This is a genomic window from Deltaproteobacteria bacterium (assembly GCA_016208165.1).
Lineage (GTDB): Bacteria > Desulfobacterota > Desulfarculia > JACQYL01 > JACQYL01 > JACQYL01.
On sequence record JACQYL010000078.1, the window covers coordinates 1 to 17,451 of the forward strand.

Here is a 17,451-nt window from a genome sequence, read left to right on the forward strand (position 1 = left end):
CACTGGATCTGCCCAACGGTTTTGACGCCGTGTTCGAGGCCTTGGACCGGCGCTTCCCCGGAAGTCACGGCGGCCTGATGAGGCTGAAGGGCATGATGCTGCAAACCATGGCCTCCTTCTCCTGGTATAATCTGGAGCGAATGGATCCGGATGCCCGGCATCTGAACTTGCATGTCTCTGTGAAGGAGGTGGTGGACAACCTCACGGCGGATCCCGATTTGAGACAATTTCTTTATATGCTTTCATGGGGTACCTCCCTTCGTCCTGACGTGTGTCCCTTCGGGCTTTTCTGCATGGTGAACGGTTCCATCATCGAGAGCGCCTGGCGAATCGAGGGTGGAGGCGGCGCTCTGGTCGCCGCCCTGGTGGAAAGGTTTCTGGAATTGGGAGGAAGTCTCGAGTGCGAGTCCGACGTTTGCCGGTTCGAAGTCGACGGTATGTACGTCAAATCGGTCGAGACGAAGGAAGGGGGGCATTTTGAAGGCGACCTGTTTATTGCTACGCCCCACCCCAAGACCATTCTCGAAATCGCCGGCCCCCGGGCCTTCCGGCCCACGTTTCGAGATATGATCGAGGAATTTGATGATGCACCCGGCAGTTTTCTGGTGTTTCTGGAGCTGGGAACGGCTCCTACGTCCCTGAAGGATACCAACAACTTTCTTTATGGGAAGAACTGGGATGAAGGATTGTATTTCATTTCCCCTTCCACCATGGATCGAACGTTCAAAGGAAAACACATGCTCGAGATCCTGTCGTGGATGGATTTCGATCGAGTCGCCCGGTGGAAGGGTTCGAAACATGGAAAGCGCCCTCCGGAGTATCTGAAATTCAAGGCTGAAATGTCCGAAAAGATGGTTTCCAGAGTCCGCCGGGTCTGTCCGGAGATCGATGGGAACATCCTGAACATGGATGCGGCCACCCCTCTGACCAATCTCCACTACACCCGCAGCCACGGCGGAGCAGCCATGGGCGTCAGTCAGGGAGTGCACCAGCAGGGCATATTCCATATGCGGTCCAGGAACAAGATGCGAAATCTGTTTTTCGCGGGGCAGTCCGTAGGCACTCCCGGTATTATGGGCACGATCATCACCTCCTACGTCCTGTGTGATGAGATCCTGGGACGGGGCGCGTTGTGGAAGCGATTAACGCAAGGGATGGGGAAAGGCTCATGAGGATTCATCTGATCTATCCCAAGTGGCCCAAGATGCCGCATCAGACACCGTTTAATCTTCCTCCGCACGGCCCGGTATGTTTTGCAGCCGGCGTGCCGGACGACGTCGAGATCGTATTCACGGACGAAAACGTTCAGGAATTGGACATGAACATCGAGGCGGACCTGGTGTGCGTATCCGTCATGCTCACCTGCCAGGCGCCCCGAGGCTGGGAAATCGCGGACGAATACCGCGGAAAAGGTCATACCGTTGTTTTCGGCGGAATTGCCGCCTCACTGCATGCGGGAGAGACCGCAGCCCACGCGGATAGTGTTTTCCTGGGCGAAACGGAGGGTTTCTTCCCCGAAGTCATGGAGGACTTCAAGAAAGGACGGTTGCGCCCCGTATACCGGCCGGACCGATATCCTGATATGTCCACCCTGCCGCCCGCCGACCGCAGCATACTGAATCACGACCTTTATACCTACAAGGGGGTGCGCATGGTGGATCTGATTCACGCAAGCCGCGGGTGTCGGTTCAACTGCTATCCGTGTTGCGTGCCTGTGTTGGGTGGAAGAACGTTTCGTCCCCGGCCCCCTGAAAAAGTGGTAGAAGAGATGGCGCGGATTGAAAATGACCGTCTCTTTTTTGTGGACAACTCGCTGGCCCAGGATCGCGGATGGGTCCTCGATCTGTTCCGAGCCATCGCTCCGCTGAAGAAGTACTGGATTTGTCACCCGTTATTCAATACGGACCAAGTGGTGAAAGCAGCGGCGGAGGCCGGTTGCTGGTATGTGTACCAAGCCGTGTACGACCGGTCCGAAAAAACCCGGACTCGCATCCGGCGTCTGAAAGATCACGGTATCGGTGTCGAAGGCACGGTTCTGCTGGGTTTGGACGATCAAACGGAAGACGATATATACAGGATGGTGGATTTCCTTCTGGAGGCGGATCTGGATATGGCTGAGTTTACGGTGCTTACGCCGTTTCCCCACTCTCAGGCCTACGTTGATTTGGAGAAGCAGGGACGGATTCTGCACAAAGACTGGAAACGGTACACAGCCTCGGAGACGGTGTTTCAGCCCAAGCACATGAGTCCTCAACGATTGGACGAGTTACACCGGTATGCGTGGGAGACGTTCTACTCCAAAGAAAGCCGGCAGCAGAAGATGTTCAAGTTGTTTCTGAAACTCAAGAGAAAACAGAACGCCGGTTCCGCGGGACATCCGTAGTTTCCTAACCGTCCGGCGAAGGAGAGTGTAGTGGAAGTGATCACCACCCACAAAGCCACGGACTTTGACGCGCTGGCTTCTCTGGTCGCGGCCTCGATTATCTATCCGGAGGCGGTGGCGCTCCTGCCCAAAAACGTGAATCCGAACATCAAGGCATTTCTGTCCATTCATAAGGACCTTTTCGACCTCGAGACGGCAAACGATCTGAACTTGGAAGCCGTCTCACGGCTTATAGTTGTGGACGCCAATCGTTGGGATCGCCTCGAGGGAATCAACGGCCTCATGGGCAGGAATGACCTGGATATCCACATCTGGGACCACCACAAGGAAACCGGCGATATCGTCTCTTCCTGGTCGTGCGTTGAAGAGGTGGGCGCCGCGACCACGATCTTCGTGCAGCGCCTGGAAGAAGAGAAAAGGCTTCTCCTTTCCCCGATGCACGCCACGCTTTTCCTGGCCGGGATCTATGAAGACACCGGGAATTTGACGTTTCCCTCGACCACGGCTCAAGACGCCAAAGCCGTGGCGTTTCTCCTCGATCAACGTTCCGATCTGAACGTGGTTAATAGTTTCCTTCGCCCTACCTACGGCCCAAAACAGAAGGACGTTCTGTTCGATATGTTGAGTCATGGCAGCCGGACGATGATCAAAGGATCCCGGCTCGCCATGTCCCGCGTCGTGACAACGGGCCACACGCCCGGTTTATCCGTCGTTGTTCACATGTATCGCGATATCATGAACGTGGATACGGCTTTCGGTATCTTCGCGGACGAAAAACGGAATCGGTGTATGGTGATTGGACGAAGCACGGACGAAGGAGTGGATGTATCCAAAATCTTGCGAAGCATGGGAGGAGGGGGACATCCGGCGGCCGCTTCCGCCGTGCTGAAGGACGTGAATCCGGAAGCGGTCGAGGAATGGATTCTCGAGTTGGTCCAAGGAAACCAGCAAACCTCCGTGCAGATCAGCGATCTGATGTCTTTCCCGGTAAGGAGCGTAGGACCGGAAGCATCTATGAAGGAGGTGTCTGATATTCTGTACGAAAGCGGCCATTCCGGCTTGCCGATCCTGGAAGATGGGCGTTTGGTTGGCGTGATTTCCAAGCGGGATCTGTCCAAACTGAAACGGGAAGACCAATGGCAGGCCCCTGTAAAGGCTTTTATGTCCAGGCAGGTCGTCTGCATCGAGCCCGGAAACAGTCCTCTGAAAGCGGCTCGTCTGATGTTGAAGCATGATGTCGGCCGGCTGCCCGTGATGGAAGATGGGAATTTGATCGGAATTCTAACGCGCTCGGATGTCATGACCTATTTCTACGATTTGCTTCCCGAATAAGACTTAAGACACGGCGTTCTTTTTCCACATGCCGGGCCCGATCCGGCATCCGGAAGTATTTGAAAATGCCGGATTTCGGCATTCACCGGAATGACGGAAAATGGCCGCTTTCGGCTTTTTACGAGTTTATCGAATATGCAATGCGTTCGTGAGGAATCCATGGAACCCGTAGTGTTGGTTCATCCCAGAGGATTCGGTTACGTAAGAGGACAGGCGGACATTACGCACCTGGCGAACCGCATGGCTCCATTAGGGCTCCTGAGCATCGCGGGCATGCTGCGAAAACATGGAATTCCGGTTCGCGTATTCGATTTGTGCGCGCGTCCCCTTCCTCCGGATCGCCTGGTGAGCGAGCTGATGCGCCTGAGACCTCGGTTATTGGGACTGAGTTGCACCACTGCGAGTTTTTTGGACGGCGTCCGGACCATCGAGGCGATCAAAAGAGACATGCCGGACCTGAAGGTGGTTTTCGGTGGCGTGCATGTATCGTCGCTCAAAGGGGCCATCCTCGAACGCTTTCCCGCAATAGACATGGTCGTGGCCGGTGAAGGGGAGCCGGCCATGCTGGGCCTGGCGGAGGGAAAACCGCCATCCTCCATCCCCGGGGTTTTCTGTCGCGACGGCGACGGCATTCGCACGGCCGGACCGAGAGAAGAGCTGGTGGACCTGGATCTCCTGCCCTTTCCCGCTTACGATCTTATCGAGGGGTTTCCCCGAAAGTATCTTTTGCCGATTTTCAACTATCCGCGCTTCCCCGGCGCGACCATGGTCACCAGCCGAGGATGTCCCTATCAGTGTAGCTATTGTGACCGATCCGTTTACGGCCGATCCTACCGCTTCAATTCAGCCGACTATGTGTACGGGCAGATGAAATATCTCCGCCGCCGGTTCGGCGTTCGCCACATCAACATCTACGACGACCAGTTCACATTTCGCCGGTCGCGGGTAAAAGAGCTCTGTGATCGTCTCGCCGCGGAACCGCTGGATTTGACGTTCAATTGCGCGGTTCACATGGGGCATATCGATCGTGATTTACTGAAGGCGCTCAAACGGGCGGGATGCTGGATGGTGAGCATAGGTATCGAATCCGGAGACCCCGGACTGGTGTCCTTTCACAAACAGAACGTGCAGATTGCGCGTGTTCACGAACACGTCGCCATGATCAAACAGGCGGGTTTGCGGGTTAAGGGCCTTTTTATGATGGGTCTGCCCGGGGAGACCGAGGAGACGATCCAGCGCACGATCCGGTTCATTCTGTCACTGGATCTCGACGATATGAACATGTCCAAATTCACGCCGTTTCCCGGTTCTCCCATCTATCGGCGGATCCATGAGTTCGGTCGATTCGAGGAAAATTGGGACATGATGAACTGTCTGAATTTCACTTTCGTGCCGGAAGGTATTTCCTCGAAGGCCCGTCTGGATGAGCTCTACAGTTTGTTCTTGAAGAGCTATTATCAGCGAGCAAAAGTACATCGGAAATACATCCGCATGATGTGGCAGTCTCCCCATTCGTATTCGGTGCTGCTCAGACATCTGCCCCGTTTCGTCCGCGCGCGCAACTACTGGGATTCCGGCGCCGGGGAAAAGCTAACCGTCTGAGGAGATACGCCTTGAAGACGGCGGGAACCGAAGGTCCTGTTGACGCGGGTTTTCCATCGACCGGTTCGACCGGCTCACAGCGGGCAGGCTCAGGATCTGCGACGAACCAGCCCTCTCAAAGAGATCGGAGCGCGTCAACACGATGCAGGTGCGCCTCTGCTTGCAGCCCTTGACTCCGGTCCACAAGCGACGAAGACCGGGATGAAGGCGTCTCTTGTTTCCACACGCTCTCAATGTCGAATAACAAGACCGTACAAGGAACGGTCAAACCCGTGTTCGACCATCGCTCCATGGGATGTCGAGGTATGCTCCACGGATCTATCGGGAACCCGACGGAACCGGCGGTGTGGGGGTAATCACAAGATCGGAATTCTTTCCGTTTGCCGGGTAGGGTTTGGTCTGCTTGTTACGTGGCGGCTCCGCCATAAGCGTTTCAAGGAAAGGGGCGTCCGAATTCTTCTCGTAGATCTTTCGCGTCAGTAGATAATCGCTGTTGAAAAAAAGAATCAGATAGTTGGACGTGCCCACTTCGCCCGAGCCTGAAAATTTGATCAGAGAGGTGTAGAAAGACTGGAGGGGAATTCCCAAAGAAATCTGGCGACTGTCGGTAAAGGACTGCTGATAGACGAGCACGTTTTCGCCGTTGAGTTCCATGACGCGGTCCGGAGCGCCCAATACGGCCAGAGCCTGGGTCAGATTGGTGCTTCCGGGCGCCAGGTCCTCGTCATGAGGGAGTACCGCCCGTCCGTCTTCATGCCAGAGCAATCGCAGCGAGCAGCCGCTACACCCGACGGACAGAACCAATACCACCAGGATCTGGAGAAATCGATTACGGAAGGCCGTAACGGGCATTTTCTGCATCCATCGTCAGACCGTAGTGGGTAAGGATGTTCTGGTCGTTGAAGAAACAGACCAACTGATCGTAATGCGTATTGGTATACCCCATGTTGACCACGAACAGAATCAATCCGGTTCCCTTGCTTTGCACTCGCTTGAAAATGTAGGCATTGCCGTTGCTGAGCTTAACGACCGATGTCGGAGTGCCGAGCAGCTTGAGCACGTCCGAAGCCGTGGTTTCTCCAGGCTTCAGCTGTTCTATCTTTTCACTTTCGAACGATTTGTTTTCCTTGTTCTTGCCCAGGATCATACACCCGGACGCAGTGAACAGGGTCACGGTTATACAGATCAAGACCGCCAACGGCGCTTTTCTCATAGGTTGATCCCCCGGAAGGCTGAACTGAAAGGAGAAAACGGGAGGAAGTCTTCTTGTAAGGATGGGTCCCACCCGACAGCACGGAGAGACGACATCCACCTGAGCCCCAAATGGGAAGTTACAGGACCACGGATCCTTGAGAACGTCTCAACCGGCATGTTGGGACGCAAACCTCGCACGTGTCGGACCTGGTGCATCCGGCCCCACGCCTTAGAACCTCCTCCATGGACACGGATTTCTCGGCTCTCGTTTACGTCGCCTGCGCGAAAGAGAACACGGCTCGAACGGTTCTCCGCGGAAACGAAAGCATTGTTACCAGACCATATAGTTGCGCGCAGATTCCGTCAAGGCTCAAAGAGGCGGCCTACTCGCCGCGCGGAACCTTTCCGGACTCGGCTCCCGCTATTTCTTGCGATGGTTGAGAACGTATTCGGCCATGACACGGATGCTCGCCAAGATCTCCTTCCCCATTTCCGGGTCTTCGATGACGATGCCGAAATGTTTGTCCAGAATCATCACCAATTCGAGTGCGTCCACGGAGTCCAGCCCCAACCCGTCCTCGCCGAACAAGGGCGTTTCCGCGTCGATATCGTCCGGAGTCAAATCCTCGAAGCCCAGGGCCTCAATCAGCAGCGCTTTTAATCTGTGTTCGATGTCTTGTAGTGCTTCCATGTTTCTCCGTATCGATGAAAACCTTTAAGCTTGAAGAATAGCCCTCTTTATCACGAACATCAATGGCTCGAAAACCGCGTCCGCCCATGTTGAGCATGTGCCACATCCGCTCCATGCCGGTATTGCCCAGGTCGACCGATCGCTCGATCGAAAAGCCTGATGGAGAAAATTCCGACTCTCCCCCTAAAATCGTGGGAAGGCCGGGTTGCCATGGTTCGTCTTGACGCTCCAACTGGAAGAGAAAAGCTGAAGACCGGATGTCCGCATTCGAGTCACCGCGGCACAACTCCGCAACGCGGGAGTCCACGGCTTCGACTCCCCCTGCCAGAAGGGCGGAAGCTCTTCCCGATGACAGCCATCCATGCGCCACGACAAGCGCCGCCAAGGCCGAATCCTCACCGCAAGAGATCACGGTATTGGGTCCGAACAAGCGGAATTCGCGACAGACTTCTCCCACCGCCACATTGGGAAGCGTATACGAGAACAGCAGGGGACCTGCATGCTCCGGTCCTTTATCACAGACGGGGGCATAGTACTGTATATCGGTCATCAGACACCCCATAAGGCTTCCCAGCACGATTCCTTCCGGGAAGGATTCCGAACCCGCGGCTGCGGCGTCCTTCAGGGCCAGATGGGCGCACCCCACGGTGAGCTTGCTGAATGCGTCCATTCTCCCGAAACGGGCCGGCGGCGTATCGAAAAACGTACGGCCTTTCAATCCGCTTACCCAGGAGCCGCTCGAGGAGGCAACTTTGGAGTCCCATGGGATAAGCGCTCCGTGGAGCGTCTCGACACCGGCTTTGTCGACCTTTGCACCTCCGGTGATCACAATGGCCACGAATCATCCTTCCCTATTACCACGGCTGCGTTCACGCCGCCAAATCCGGAATTCGAGCTTAGAATCCGATCCTGTTCCAGCGGTGCTCCCCTGAAACGGAAGCCTTCTTCTTCGCATCGCCCGTGTCCAAGGGTATTCGGAACCTTTCGGCGCCGAAGCATCTCGACGGCCAGAGCAGCCTCGACCAGTCCTGCTGCGCCAAAGGAGTGTCCGACGGCGCCCTTGATGCCGCAAACAGGAGGAATGGTCGGGCTAAAAACCGCCTCGATGGCCCGCATCTCCATGGCGTCGTTAAACACCGTGCCGGTGCCGTGAGCCACTAAAGCCCCGATTCGGTCGGGCGTCGTATCCGCATCGTTCAATGCGGCCCTGATCGCATGCGCAAGACCCGACCCGTGCCGATCCGGTCCCGTGATGTGATGAGCGTCGTTGGAAAGACCCCAGCCTTTCACAAAAGGGCCGGAGTTCTCGTCCGTGACGTCAAGAATAATCGCCGCGGAAGCTTCCCCCGGGTTTAATCCGTCCCGGTCGACATCGAAAGGGCGCGCGGGTTTCGAGCTCAGGGCTTTCAACGCCAGGAACCCGGTGACGATAAACGCGCTCAGGATGTCGACGCCCACTACCAGGGCGCGATCGCATCGACCCGAGGACAGATGATCCGCCGCCAGGGCTATGGCCACGGCGCCGGAAGCGCAGGCGCTGGAGACCGCCTGCACGGTTCCGCTTATGTTCAGCGTCCGCGCCAGCAATCCGGCCAGGTCCGAGGGAGTGACCATGCATTCATCTCCGGATCTCTTTCGATGCAGGCAAAACCGTTCCACTGCGGATATGGGGCCTTTGGTCGTGGAAAGGAACAAAGCGACACCGGGTCCCTCGAGATCTCCGGGCGACAGGTTCGCCGTACGCAAAGCCTCTTCGATGGCGATACCGGCGAGGAAGGCGGCGCGGTTTCCATCCCGGCCCAGTCCGTTGAATGCCTGCAGCCGATCGACGGCGTCCGGAACCTTACCCACGACCAGTTGTGGGAGACCTTCGTTTTCGAAACCGGAAAACGGCGAGACCGCCGGACGCCCTTCTTCAATCCCTTGCCATAAGGACTGAACTCCGGCCCCATAGGGAGTCACCGCGCCGCTACCCCGAATGCGAACCGCCGGCGATTTCAAGATGAGCCATCCAGACGCAAGAAAGTATTCCGATAGGGTGTGAATTCCCAGAGGGGTCCTATCCGGCCTTTTCCGCGAAGAGTTTGCAGTCTCGATTGGAGCTTTGGGAACTCGTCCGGGAAGATCCAGTTGGCGCGCCCTGCCGTCATGGATCGCACCATCCGCTCGAGGGCCGCGGGATCGGCGCTGCGGGAAACGTAGAATTTGGGATCGAGCAAGCTTTCACCGGGAAGAATCAAGCCTTCCTCCTCGGCCAACCGGGCGATTTCCGTACCGGGGAATATACGTATGCCGAGATAAGGCATGATCACGGAGTGCGTAAAACGGAGCGCCAGAGACACCGTCTCCCCGGCCGTTTCCATGGTTTCTCCCGGGCCTCCGAAAATAAGATAGTGACACACGTGGAGTTCGTTTTTTTGTGCGGCTTCGTCGGCTTCGAGCACGTCCTCCGGACTGAACGATTTGTCGTAAGACCGGCAGGTGTCATTGGCGAGCGTATCCGTTCCGAACTCCACGTGAGTGAGGCCTGCTCGTTTCAGGAGTCCGAAGTCTTCGGTCCTCAGTCCTCTGGGAGCGAAAAAGGCCCCCCATTTGATGTTCAATCCCTCTTCGATGAAACGCTCGGCCAAGGTCAGGACGTGAGAACGGGATGCATTGAACACCGAATCCGCGAAGAACACGTAGCGCGCCCCCCCGCGCGCCAGGCCTTTCAAATCGTCCAGAACCTGTTCGACAGGAAATGCGATCAGCGTTCGTCCCTCGAGTTTGGGATAGGTGCAATACGCGCACCTGAAGGGGCAACCCCGCTGCGTCTGCGCGTTGGCCATGCCCGACTGATCCAGGTAATATTGGAAGATATCGGGGTCTCGCCGCGGCAGGTTCCCGGGCGGGCATTTGGGGATCGCCCGGGTACTGGAATTTGCCGGCGCGTCCCTGTAGAGTACATCCGACGTGCTTTGGGGCGTTTCCCGGCCGGTCAAAGCGCCGATCACGCCTTCAATGATCTGTTCTCCTGCGCCGATAACCCCCGCGTCGGCTTCGGTGATGCGGAGGATCTCCTCCGGGAATAGAGAGTAGCCGCTGCCGCCGAGCACCAGGGGAGCCGAAATCGTCTGTTTAATGCGGCGTATCAGATCGAAGACCTCAGGAAGATAGGTTTTGGGGGTCAGCCGATCCACGTTGTCCACGTTTCGGACGGTTACACCTACAACATCGGGACGGACCTCGAGGATCCGAAGGAGCGCGGATTCACCTCCGCCGGCCAGAAGGTCCGAATTCAAAGACAGGAGGAGAACCTTACTTGTGCTGGACTGCATAGGGCCCTGGGGTCATTGTGTTTGATGGGGTCCGGAACTCGACTCCAAGCGTCGGCGGTAATGAAAAACAAAAAGACAGGTAGAACAAAAGCAGAGAAACTGTCAAGCAGTGGCGGTGTAGCCGAGTTTGACCAATGAAAAGTAACTACTTGACAGGATATCCCCTGTGAGGTAACGGAATCAAACATCGATTCGGCAATGAGGTCTGCCTTAAACCGCCCTTACTAAAGGGATGATGACTTCTACCTCGAGACGGCATTGGGGTAGGAGGGCGTGAACCCTACCCCACCTGAACCCGCGGGTGGGTTTTTTTGTTTAGATGCCCTGCAAGGTCACCACCCGGCAGGGCTTTTTTTGATTGGAGGTCTTCGCATGGCCATCAGTGTCGCGTTTATCATCCTGTTCGGATTGCTCGGCGATTATCTGTTCCGCCGTATGAAACTGCCCGGCCTGGTGGGCATGTTGCTCGTGGGAATACTCATCGGACCTTACCTGCTGAATCTCATATCTCCCGAGATGATGACGGTTTCAGGGGATTTTCGAAAGATCGCCCTTATCGTGATCCTGCTTCGAGCCGGTTTCGAGCTGCACCGCGATACCCTCAATCGGGTTGGGATGGCCGCATTGACCATGAGCGCCGTGCCGGCGATCTTCGAGATTGTCGGCGTCTTGCTGGTGGCTCCCCGGCTCCTGGGAATAACCTATCTGGAAGCGGGCATCCTCGGCGCCATCCTGGGCGCGGTTTCTCCTGCCGTGGTGGTTCCTCTGATGATCGATTTCATGGACAGGGGGCGTGGAACAAAGAAGGGCATTCCAACCCTCCTCCTCGGAGCCTCCAGCGTGGATGACGTTTTCGTGATCGTCATATTTACTTCGTTATTGGCCATGTACGGGGGTGGAGAGGTAAATCTCTGGATGAATCTCATGGAGATTCCATTGAGCATCATACTAGGAATCGTTGCGGGTCTTATTCCGGGCTACCTCCTCTATCGGTTTTTCATGAAATACGACTGGCGCCCACCCAAGCGGACCATCATAGTCTTGGGAACGGCTATCTTCCTGACCTGGTTGGAAACGTACATGGAGCACCGCGTCCCCATCGCAAGCCTGCTGGGTGTCATGGCCATCGGCTTCGTAATCCTGGAAAAATCCGAGGCCATTGCTCATATAATCTCGCAAAAGCTAAAAAAACTCTGGGTGTTTGCCGAACTTCTCCTCTTTGTCCTGGTGGGCGCCCAGGTCAACATTCAAGTCGCCTGGAAGGCCGGGCTGGCGGGTATGGCCGTCATCGCCGTGGGCCTCATCTTCAGAAGCGTTGGTACCTATGTCTCTCTTTTCGGTACGGATCTGAGCACCAAAGAGAAGCTTTTCTGCGTGGTGGCCTATGTCCCCAAGGCCACCGTCCAGGCCGCCATTGGAGCGATACCGCTGGCCGTGGGGGTGGCTTCGGGTGAAGTCATTCTGGCCGTGGCCGTGCTTTCCATACTGATCACCGCACCTATTGGCGCCCTCGGCATCATGATCCTGGGCGACAGGATCCTGGACCACGGTGAACGTTCCTCGTATAGGTTCAGGGAACTCCGGGAAAGCCTCGGACTTCCCCGGGTAGGGGAACGGGTCAGGAGCAAGCAATTCGATACTGTCTGGAAAGTCATCGAAGAGAAAGAGACCTGGATCGAAGCCCTGAAAACGCCGGCGAAAGAGAAGGAGCAGGATTCCAAACAATTGGATCCCGCCATATACCTTCGCTACTGGCGCGAAGCTGCGGGAAAGGAACCCGGCACGGGCAAGACCCGGTCCTACCGCTATAGTCAGACTGACCCCAGTTTCCACGAACACTGGGAGATTCTCTACGATTGGTGATCCGACACGAAGAAATCACCAGATCGGCGGAGAATAAATGGAACTGGTGAGACGCTCCTCCTCGAGCACCTTGTTCGCCTGGGCAACCGAGGCGCCACGATGCACGATTTCTCCGATGGCTTTCACCATGTTCCCCGGTTTCTCGTACTGGAACACGTTTCGTCCGACGCTGACTCCATGGACTCCCGCGGACATGGCGTCGTTCACCATGGACAGGAGGTGGGTGGGGTCATCCATTTTTTCACCGCCCAGAACGATGACGGGCGCCGGCGTGGACGCCACAATGTCGCGGAGGCGCTCTTTCGAGCCGGGGTAGGGAACGCTTACCATGTCCGCGCCCAGCTCGGCGGCGATGCGGGCTCCACGGCTGATGAGTTCCACGTTGCCGTTTCCACTGTTGTTTACCGGGAATACGGTAACCAGCACCGGCATACCCCAATCCATGGCTACGCGCGTGATGTTGCCCAGGGTTTCCAGCGTGCGGTTTTCTTCTTTGCCGCCCACATGCAAACGTGCCCGAACGCCGTCCGCGCCCATCCTCAATGCTTCCTCCACGGAGCATACCTGCACTTTGGCGGATTGTTCGGACCCGCCCGTAAGGTGGACAACGAGGCCGATGTCGCGACCCTTTCCGCGATGCGCCCGAGGCACCACGCCTTTGTTGAGCACGATGGCGTTGGCTCCCGCCAAGGATACCATGTCAATGGCGTTCTGAATGTCTACGATCCCCTCGATCGGTCCCATACCCACACCGTGGCTGAGTGGAACGATAACGGTCTTGCGGGTATTCCTGTCACTCATTCGCTCCATTCGAACGCGTTTTCCCAATAGCATCGTCTTACTCTCCCTTATCGGTTAATGAGAAGGTCTTCCGGCAGGTTCGATGAGTCGCCTTTTCGAAATGCCGGAACCCTGTCCGCCTCGTCAAAATCAAAAAGCCGTGGACGCTGATTAACGCCCACGGCCGAAGATGTCCTCTCCAAACGACAGCCTATGGGCATGGCCCTCCGCTAAAATAATAAAAGTAAAAGCGTCGAACCGTCCCGATGTCGTTCATGGAAACCACTCCAAAAAAGAATGGATGTATGATAGACGTATCGTAGAAAAGGCGCTTTCCTTTGTCAACGGTTTATTTGATTCGGAATCGGCCTGCAGGAGCTTTTTTCCAGGCGTGTGTCTCCGGAACGGACGTTTCGGGTGAGCGGTTCGGGAAAAGGAGAAAAACCATGTGGATGATCACCAGGAAAGGTTTTTTTTGTCTTGGAGTAACGGACGAGACTCCCGAAAACAAAATCGAGGTACGGGCCCGAAACCGGTCGGACATGGAACGACTGAAACAGCTCTGTCCCAGTGTTCAAGACATCGAAGTATACGACGGCCCTCTGAAAGGGAGCGATTTCCGATTCAAAGCCCTAGCGGACCGCAGGGAACTCGAGGAATACGCGGTCCGGTCGGTGCGAGGGGTGGACTACGATCGTTTCGAGAAAACGGTGGACCGGGAAACCAACGACCCGGCTCGCACGAAGGCGTATGTATCCTGCCGGCACGCGCTCTTCCTGTGGCAGGAACAGGAGTTTCTTCCCTGAGCGGAAATTGGCGCCTTATCAGGCTGTTGAAAAACGCGATCTGCGGTCACGCCAACGGCGTGACGCTTCATCCCTCGTCACTGCGACGTACTCTATGTACGCCTTCATTTCTCGGGATTTGCGCGCCTTGCATCTCATCGTTTTTCAACGGCCTGTAATAACCCGGCTTCTTCAACGGGCTGTTATGAATGTGCAGTGTCTTGGAGACATCCCGGGATAGGGGAGGGTAGGGCGGAATGCGTGGAGGTGAGCCGTAATCATGGATTCGGGTGTGTGGCGAACGGCCGGTACAGTGGCCCTCTGGGTGTTCGGCGGGTACCTGGGCATGGTGCTGTTGGTGTACTTTGTCCAGTCCCGCCTGATCTATTTTCCCGAAAAGACCCTGGCGGCCACTCCGGAATCGGTCGGGCTGAGTTTTGACGCCGTGTCTTTTCGTACGGAGGACGGTGTTGTGTTGTCCGGCTGGTTCGTTCCGGCCCGACCGTGCAAGGGCGTGCTTTTGTTCTGCCACGGAAACGCGGGCAACATTTCCCACCGGCTCGAATCCATCCATCTTTTTCACAGACTGAATCTGAGCACCTTTATTTTTGATTACCGGGGCTACGGCTCGAGCGAGGGGCGGCCGTCGGAGCGGGGCACGTATCTCGACGCCCTGGCCGCCTGGAACTATGTCGAGCATCGGAAAGCCTGCGCATCCGGGGACATCATTGTGTTCGGGCGGTCCCTGGGGGCCTCGATCGCCGCCTGGTTGGCCAAGGAACGCGACCCCGCGGCGTTGATCGTCGAATCCGCTTTTACTTCCATTACGGACCTGGGAGCGGATCTCTATCCGCACCTGCCGGTACGGCTGCTCTCACGCTATCGCTACGAAACCATCTAGTACCTCCGCGAGGTCCGGTGTCCCGTACTGGTCGTGCACAGCCGTTCGGACGAAATCATTCCGTTTCAGCACGGACGCCGGCTGTTCGACGCGGCCAATGCGCCCAAAGCGTTTCTCGAAATCCACGGCTCCCATAACGACGGGTTCCTGGTTTCGGGAGACACGTACGTGGAAGGGATACGAAATTTCCTCGCCTCGCATAGGAGGTACTGAGTCCGTATTGCAGCAGATCGAATCGTGTTCGCGTATTTACACCGATAAAATTACGAATTTGATGAGTTATAGAAGTATATTATTGCCTGTCAGCTCCTATAAACAGAAAAGGAAGGTATGATTGTGGATATTGCAAACATTTATGAGAAATTCGATAAAATTGGCTGCCTTACCTTTGCCACCATTGACCAAGGCGTTCCTCAGACACGTATTGCCCACCTGTTTGCCCACGATAATGAAGGATTATATTTTCGAACCATGATCACCAAACCTTTTTATGCGCAATTGACAAAGACGGGAACGGTATCCATCTGTGGCATGTTTCCCAAGACCTCCGTCACTCATAATGAACAAGGAATGCCTTATTTTTCACCGGGATATACCATCCGAGCGACCGGCGATGTTAAAGAAATCGCTTTTGAGACACTCAAAGGAAAAGCCGCCGGCAACGAAATGTTTATGCTCGGCGTAAAAGACATTGAAAAGTATCCGGCCATGACCACCTTTTGTCTATATAGTGGTTGGGGGGAAGTATACGACTTCGATTTCGAAATGGAGCACCGCTCGCATAAATTACTGCGTACCGGTTTTTGTTTTGGCGGCAAGCATATCCCGTTTAGAGGGGTTCGCATTACAGAAGACTGTATTGCCTGCGGGGAATGCCTGGAAAGGTGCTCTTTTAAGGCCATTTATCAACAGGATGAGAAGTATATGATCGACCACGCCCGATGTGACGTGTGCGGCGATTGCTACACGATCTGTCCAACCGGCGCTGTTGAAATCGTGATCGATGCCCCACCGAAATAGAGCGTCCACTTTGGACGCTTGAAGCGAAGTGGCGCGTCTTCCTGTAGGATGAACGAATTCCGGGGGCCGGCGATTTTGTGGAAGAGGTGTTGGTGCATGTTTCCGAGCGGATGGATCGCCGATACCGTCTCCGGGGAAAATGGATTGTCCGTTGAAGGACAGAAATGCACAAAATCAACCCCGTCCCCTTTCCTAAACGTGTACGAGGTGAGGGCGTGAGCAGAAACCGCCGTTCCATCCGTTTGCGGGGATATGATTATTCGCAGGCAGGGGCGTATTTTGTGACCGTATGCGCGCAGAGACGGAAAGGCGTATTCGGCGATGTGGTGAACGGACAAATGGTCTTAGATGATTCAGGTCGGACTGTTATGAACCAATGGTTAAATACACCGGAGTTGCGACCCAATGTGGCGTTGGATGAATTCGTGGTAATGCCGACCCATATACATGGTATCGTGATTATTTCGGAACGTGGTAGGGGCGTATTGCAATACGCCCCTACGGGACCCCGGTCACCCTCGCAGACCATTGGCGCGATCCTGCGTGGATTTGAATCCGCCGCCACCAAACAGATCAATGAATTACATAACACCCCCGGCGCGAAAGTATGGCAACGTAATCATTACGAACACATCAATGAAAGGTGAATCAAAGGCGAGAAGACGAGAAGAGTGAATTCTTGGATCGTTTCGCGCGCTTTGACGACGCATTTCCTGATGGGAGAATTCCCAAAGCCCTGCATTCGTCTTGGCGTGGTCGATGGTCATGCTCACAATATTTCCCTTCTCATCCAAGTCGATGTAAAGGTTCTCGCTGACCTCTTTTGTTTCATGAACGGCCCTGTCCGTGAACTCCACATGCGCCGTATCCGTATCGGGAAAATACTTCACCTTCATGGGTAGTTACTCCCTGTGAGAGCGCGCGCTGGTTGATGAACCGGGAATCGTGAAAACCTCTATTTACAAGGCTCGAGGTTATTTTCCTGAAATTCATAGAGTCCGTCCTTGGCGTAGAGGTAGGGCATGGCCGTCTCCGTGCAGCGAACGAGATAGGTAAGATCATCCCATGAACGCACCACTACGCCCGTCATGCTGCGCAAGTCCTTGTACGGACTCCCGTACCACTTCACACAGTCCCCTTCCTTGAATCGGGCAGCGTGCATTTCAGCTCCCGGGGAGTCCTTTTGGCTGAGCTTCTTTTCCAAGTCCTCGATGACGGTCTGCTGCGACGCCAGCTTCACCTCGAGGTCGGCTACTTGTTTTTGGAGTAGGTTCTTTTCGATTTCCAATGCCTTGTAGCCTTGGAGCGTACGATCGATTTCCTGCTCGTGAAAGGCGCTCTTCTCGATCTGAATCGCCAGTTCCGAGTTGCCGGTCTGAAGCTCGAGCACCTTGTTTTGGGACTCCGCCAGCGCTTTGGTCAGACGCTGAACCTCCTCGTTGAGCTGCGCGTTTTCCTGCCGGAGCTTCTGCAGGTCCTTTTTCATGTTCAGCACTTCGCAGCCCGGAGAAACCAGCCACAGCAGCACCATGCCCGCCATCAGGCGGCCGAACAGCCTGTTCGCTTTCAAACGGGACTCCTTT

At 55.6% G+C, this 17,451-nt stretch carries 16 protein-coding genes and 1 pseudogene; 8 read left to right on the forward strand and 9 right to left on the reverse strand.

What is annotated here, in order from left to right; translation table 11 throughout:
- From HY788_15685 to HY788_15700, 4 genes are all read left to right on the forward strand, one after another.
- The coding region (locus HY788_15685; protein MBI4775583.1) for a hypothetical protein at nt 1-1,172 on the forward strand (1,172 nt) is incomplete at its 5' end.
- Nucleotides 1,169-2,383 (forward strand): radical SAM protein, encoded by a 1,215-nt coding sequence (locus HY788_15690; GenBank protein MBI4775584.1) that lies wholly within the window; start codon nt 1,169-1,171, stop codon nt 2,381-2,383. The genes HY788_15685 and HY788_15690, both read left to right, overlap by 4 nt.
- Nucleotides 2,384-2,413: 30 nt before the next feature.
- A complete protein-coding gene (locus HY788_15695; protein ID MBI4775585.1) occupies nt 2,414-3,715 on the forward strand; it encodes a CBS domain-containing protein in 1,302 nt (433 codons plus the stop codon).
- A 159-nt stretch (nt 3,716-3,874) separates the two neighbouring features.
- On the forward strand, nt 3,875-5,317 hold the full coding sequence (locus tag HY788_15700) for a cobalamin B12-binding domain-containing protein (protein ID MBI4775586.1): 1,443 nt from the start codon (nt 3,875-3,877) through the stop codon (nt 5,315-5,317).
- Between the two features lie 318 nt (nt 5,318-5,635).
- On the opposite strand, the gene HY788_15705 is transcribed toward HY788_15700, so the two are convergent.
- The 6 genes from HY788_15705 to HY788_15730 all read right to left on the reverse strand — a co-directional run bounded on the left by HY788_15705 (nt 5,636) and on the right by HY788_15730 (nt 10,519).
- On the reverse strand, nt 5,636-6,169 hold the full coding sequence (locus tag HY788_15705) for a hypothetical protein (protein MBI4775587.1): 534 nt from the start codon (nt 6,167-6,169) through the stop codon (nt 5,636-5,638).
- Complete coding sequence (gene bamE, locus HY788_15710; GenBank protein ID MBI4775588.1) at nt 6,147-6,530, reverse strand: outer membrane protein assembly factor BamE; 384 nt, start codon at nt 6,528-6,530, stop codon at nt 6,147-6,149. Before bamE ends, HY788_15705 begins: the two co-directional genes overlap by 23 nt.
- A 402-nt stretch (nt 6,531-6,932) precedes the next feature.
- A complete protein-coding gene (locus tag HY788_15715) occupies nt 6,933-7,202 on the reverse strand; it encodes an acyl carrier protein (GenBank protein ID MBI4775589.1) in 270 nt (89 codons plus the stop codon).
- Nucleotides 7,153-8,040 carry a hypothetical protein gene (locus HY788_15720; protein ID MBI4775590.1) on the reverse strand — a complete coding sequence of 296 codons (888 nt, stop codon included), beginning with the start codon at nt 8,038-8,040 and terminating at the stop codon, nt 7,153-7,155. Before HY788_15720 ends, HY788_15715 begins: the two co-directional genes overlap by 50 nt.
- Nucleotides 8,028-9,203 carry a beta-ketoacyl-[acyl-carrier-protein] synthase family protein gene (locus tag HY788_15725; protein ID MBI4775591.1) on the reverse strand — a complete coding sequence of 392 codons (1,176 nt, stop codon included), beginning with the start codon at nt 9,201-9,203 and terminating at the stop codon, nt 8,028-8,030. Before HY788_15725 ends, HY788_15720 begins: the two co-directional genes overlap by 13 nt.
- A complete protein-coding gene (locus HY788_15730; GenBank protein MBI4775592.1) occupies nt 9,200-10,519 on the reverse strand; it encodes a radical SAM protein in 1,320 nt (439 codons plus the stop codon). Before HY788_15730 ends, HY788_15725 begins: the two co-directional genes overlap by 4 nt.
- Nucleotides 10,520-10,891: 372 nt before the next feature.
- Here HY788_15730 and HY788_15735 point away from each other — a divergent pair, with 372 nt between their 5' ends.
- A complete protein-coding gene (locus HY788_15735; GenBank protein ID MBI4775593.1) occupies nt 10,892-12,382 on the forward strand; it encodes a sodium:proton antiporter in 1,491 nt (496 codons plus the stop codon).
- A 15-nt stretch (nt 12,383-12,397) separates the two neighbouring features.
- Here the strand turns inward: HY788_15735 and HY788_15740 are convergent, their stop codons facing one another.
- Complete coding sequence (locus HY788_15740; protein MBI4775594.1) at nt 12,398-13,216, reverse strand: fructose-bisphosphate aldolase; 819 nt, start codon at nt 13,214-13,216, stop codon at nt 12,398-12,400.
- Nucleotides 13,217-13,614: 398 nt separating this feature from the next.
- On the opposite strand from HY788_15740, the gene HY788_15745 reads away from it, so the two are divergent.
- From HY788_15745 to HY788_15755, 3 genes and pseudogenes are all read left to right on the forward strand, one after another.
- The gene (locus HY788_15745) at nt 13,615-13,968 is read left to right on the forward strand and encodes a hypothetical protein (GenBank protein MBI4775595.1); all 354 of its coding nucleotides are present in this window, start codon (nt 13,615-13,617) and stop codon (nt 13,966-13,968) included.
- Nucleotides 13,969-14,293: 325 nt separating this feature from the next.
- Nucleotides 14,294-15,061 (forward strand): annotated as a pseudogene (locus HY788_15750) (alpha/beta hydrolase).
- Between the two features lie 123 nt (nt 15,062-15,184).
- A complete protein-coding gene (locus tag HY788_15755) occupies nt 15,185-15,868 on the forward strand; it encodes a 4Fe-4S binding protein (GenBank protein ID MBI4775596.1) in 684 nt (227 codons plus the stop codon).
- Between the two features lie 581 nt (nt 15,869-16,449).
- Here HY788_15755 and HY788_15760 read toward each other — a convergent pair.
- On the reverse strand, nt 16,450-16,764 hold the full coding sequence (locus HY788_15760) for a DUF2283 domain-containing protein (GenBank protein MBI4775597.1): 315 nt from the start codon (nt 16,762-16,764) through the stop codon (nt 16,450-16,452).
- 59 nt (nt 16,765-16,823) lie between these two features.
- Nucleotides 16,824-17,438, reverse strand: coding sequence for a hypothetical protein (locus HY788_15765; protein ID MBI4775598.1), 615 nt, complete (start codon nt 17,436-17,438; stop codon nt 16,824-16,826).
- Nucleotides 17,439-17,451: the final 13 nt, after the last annotated feature.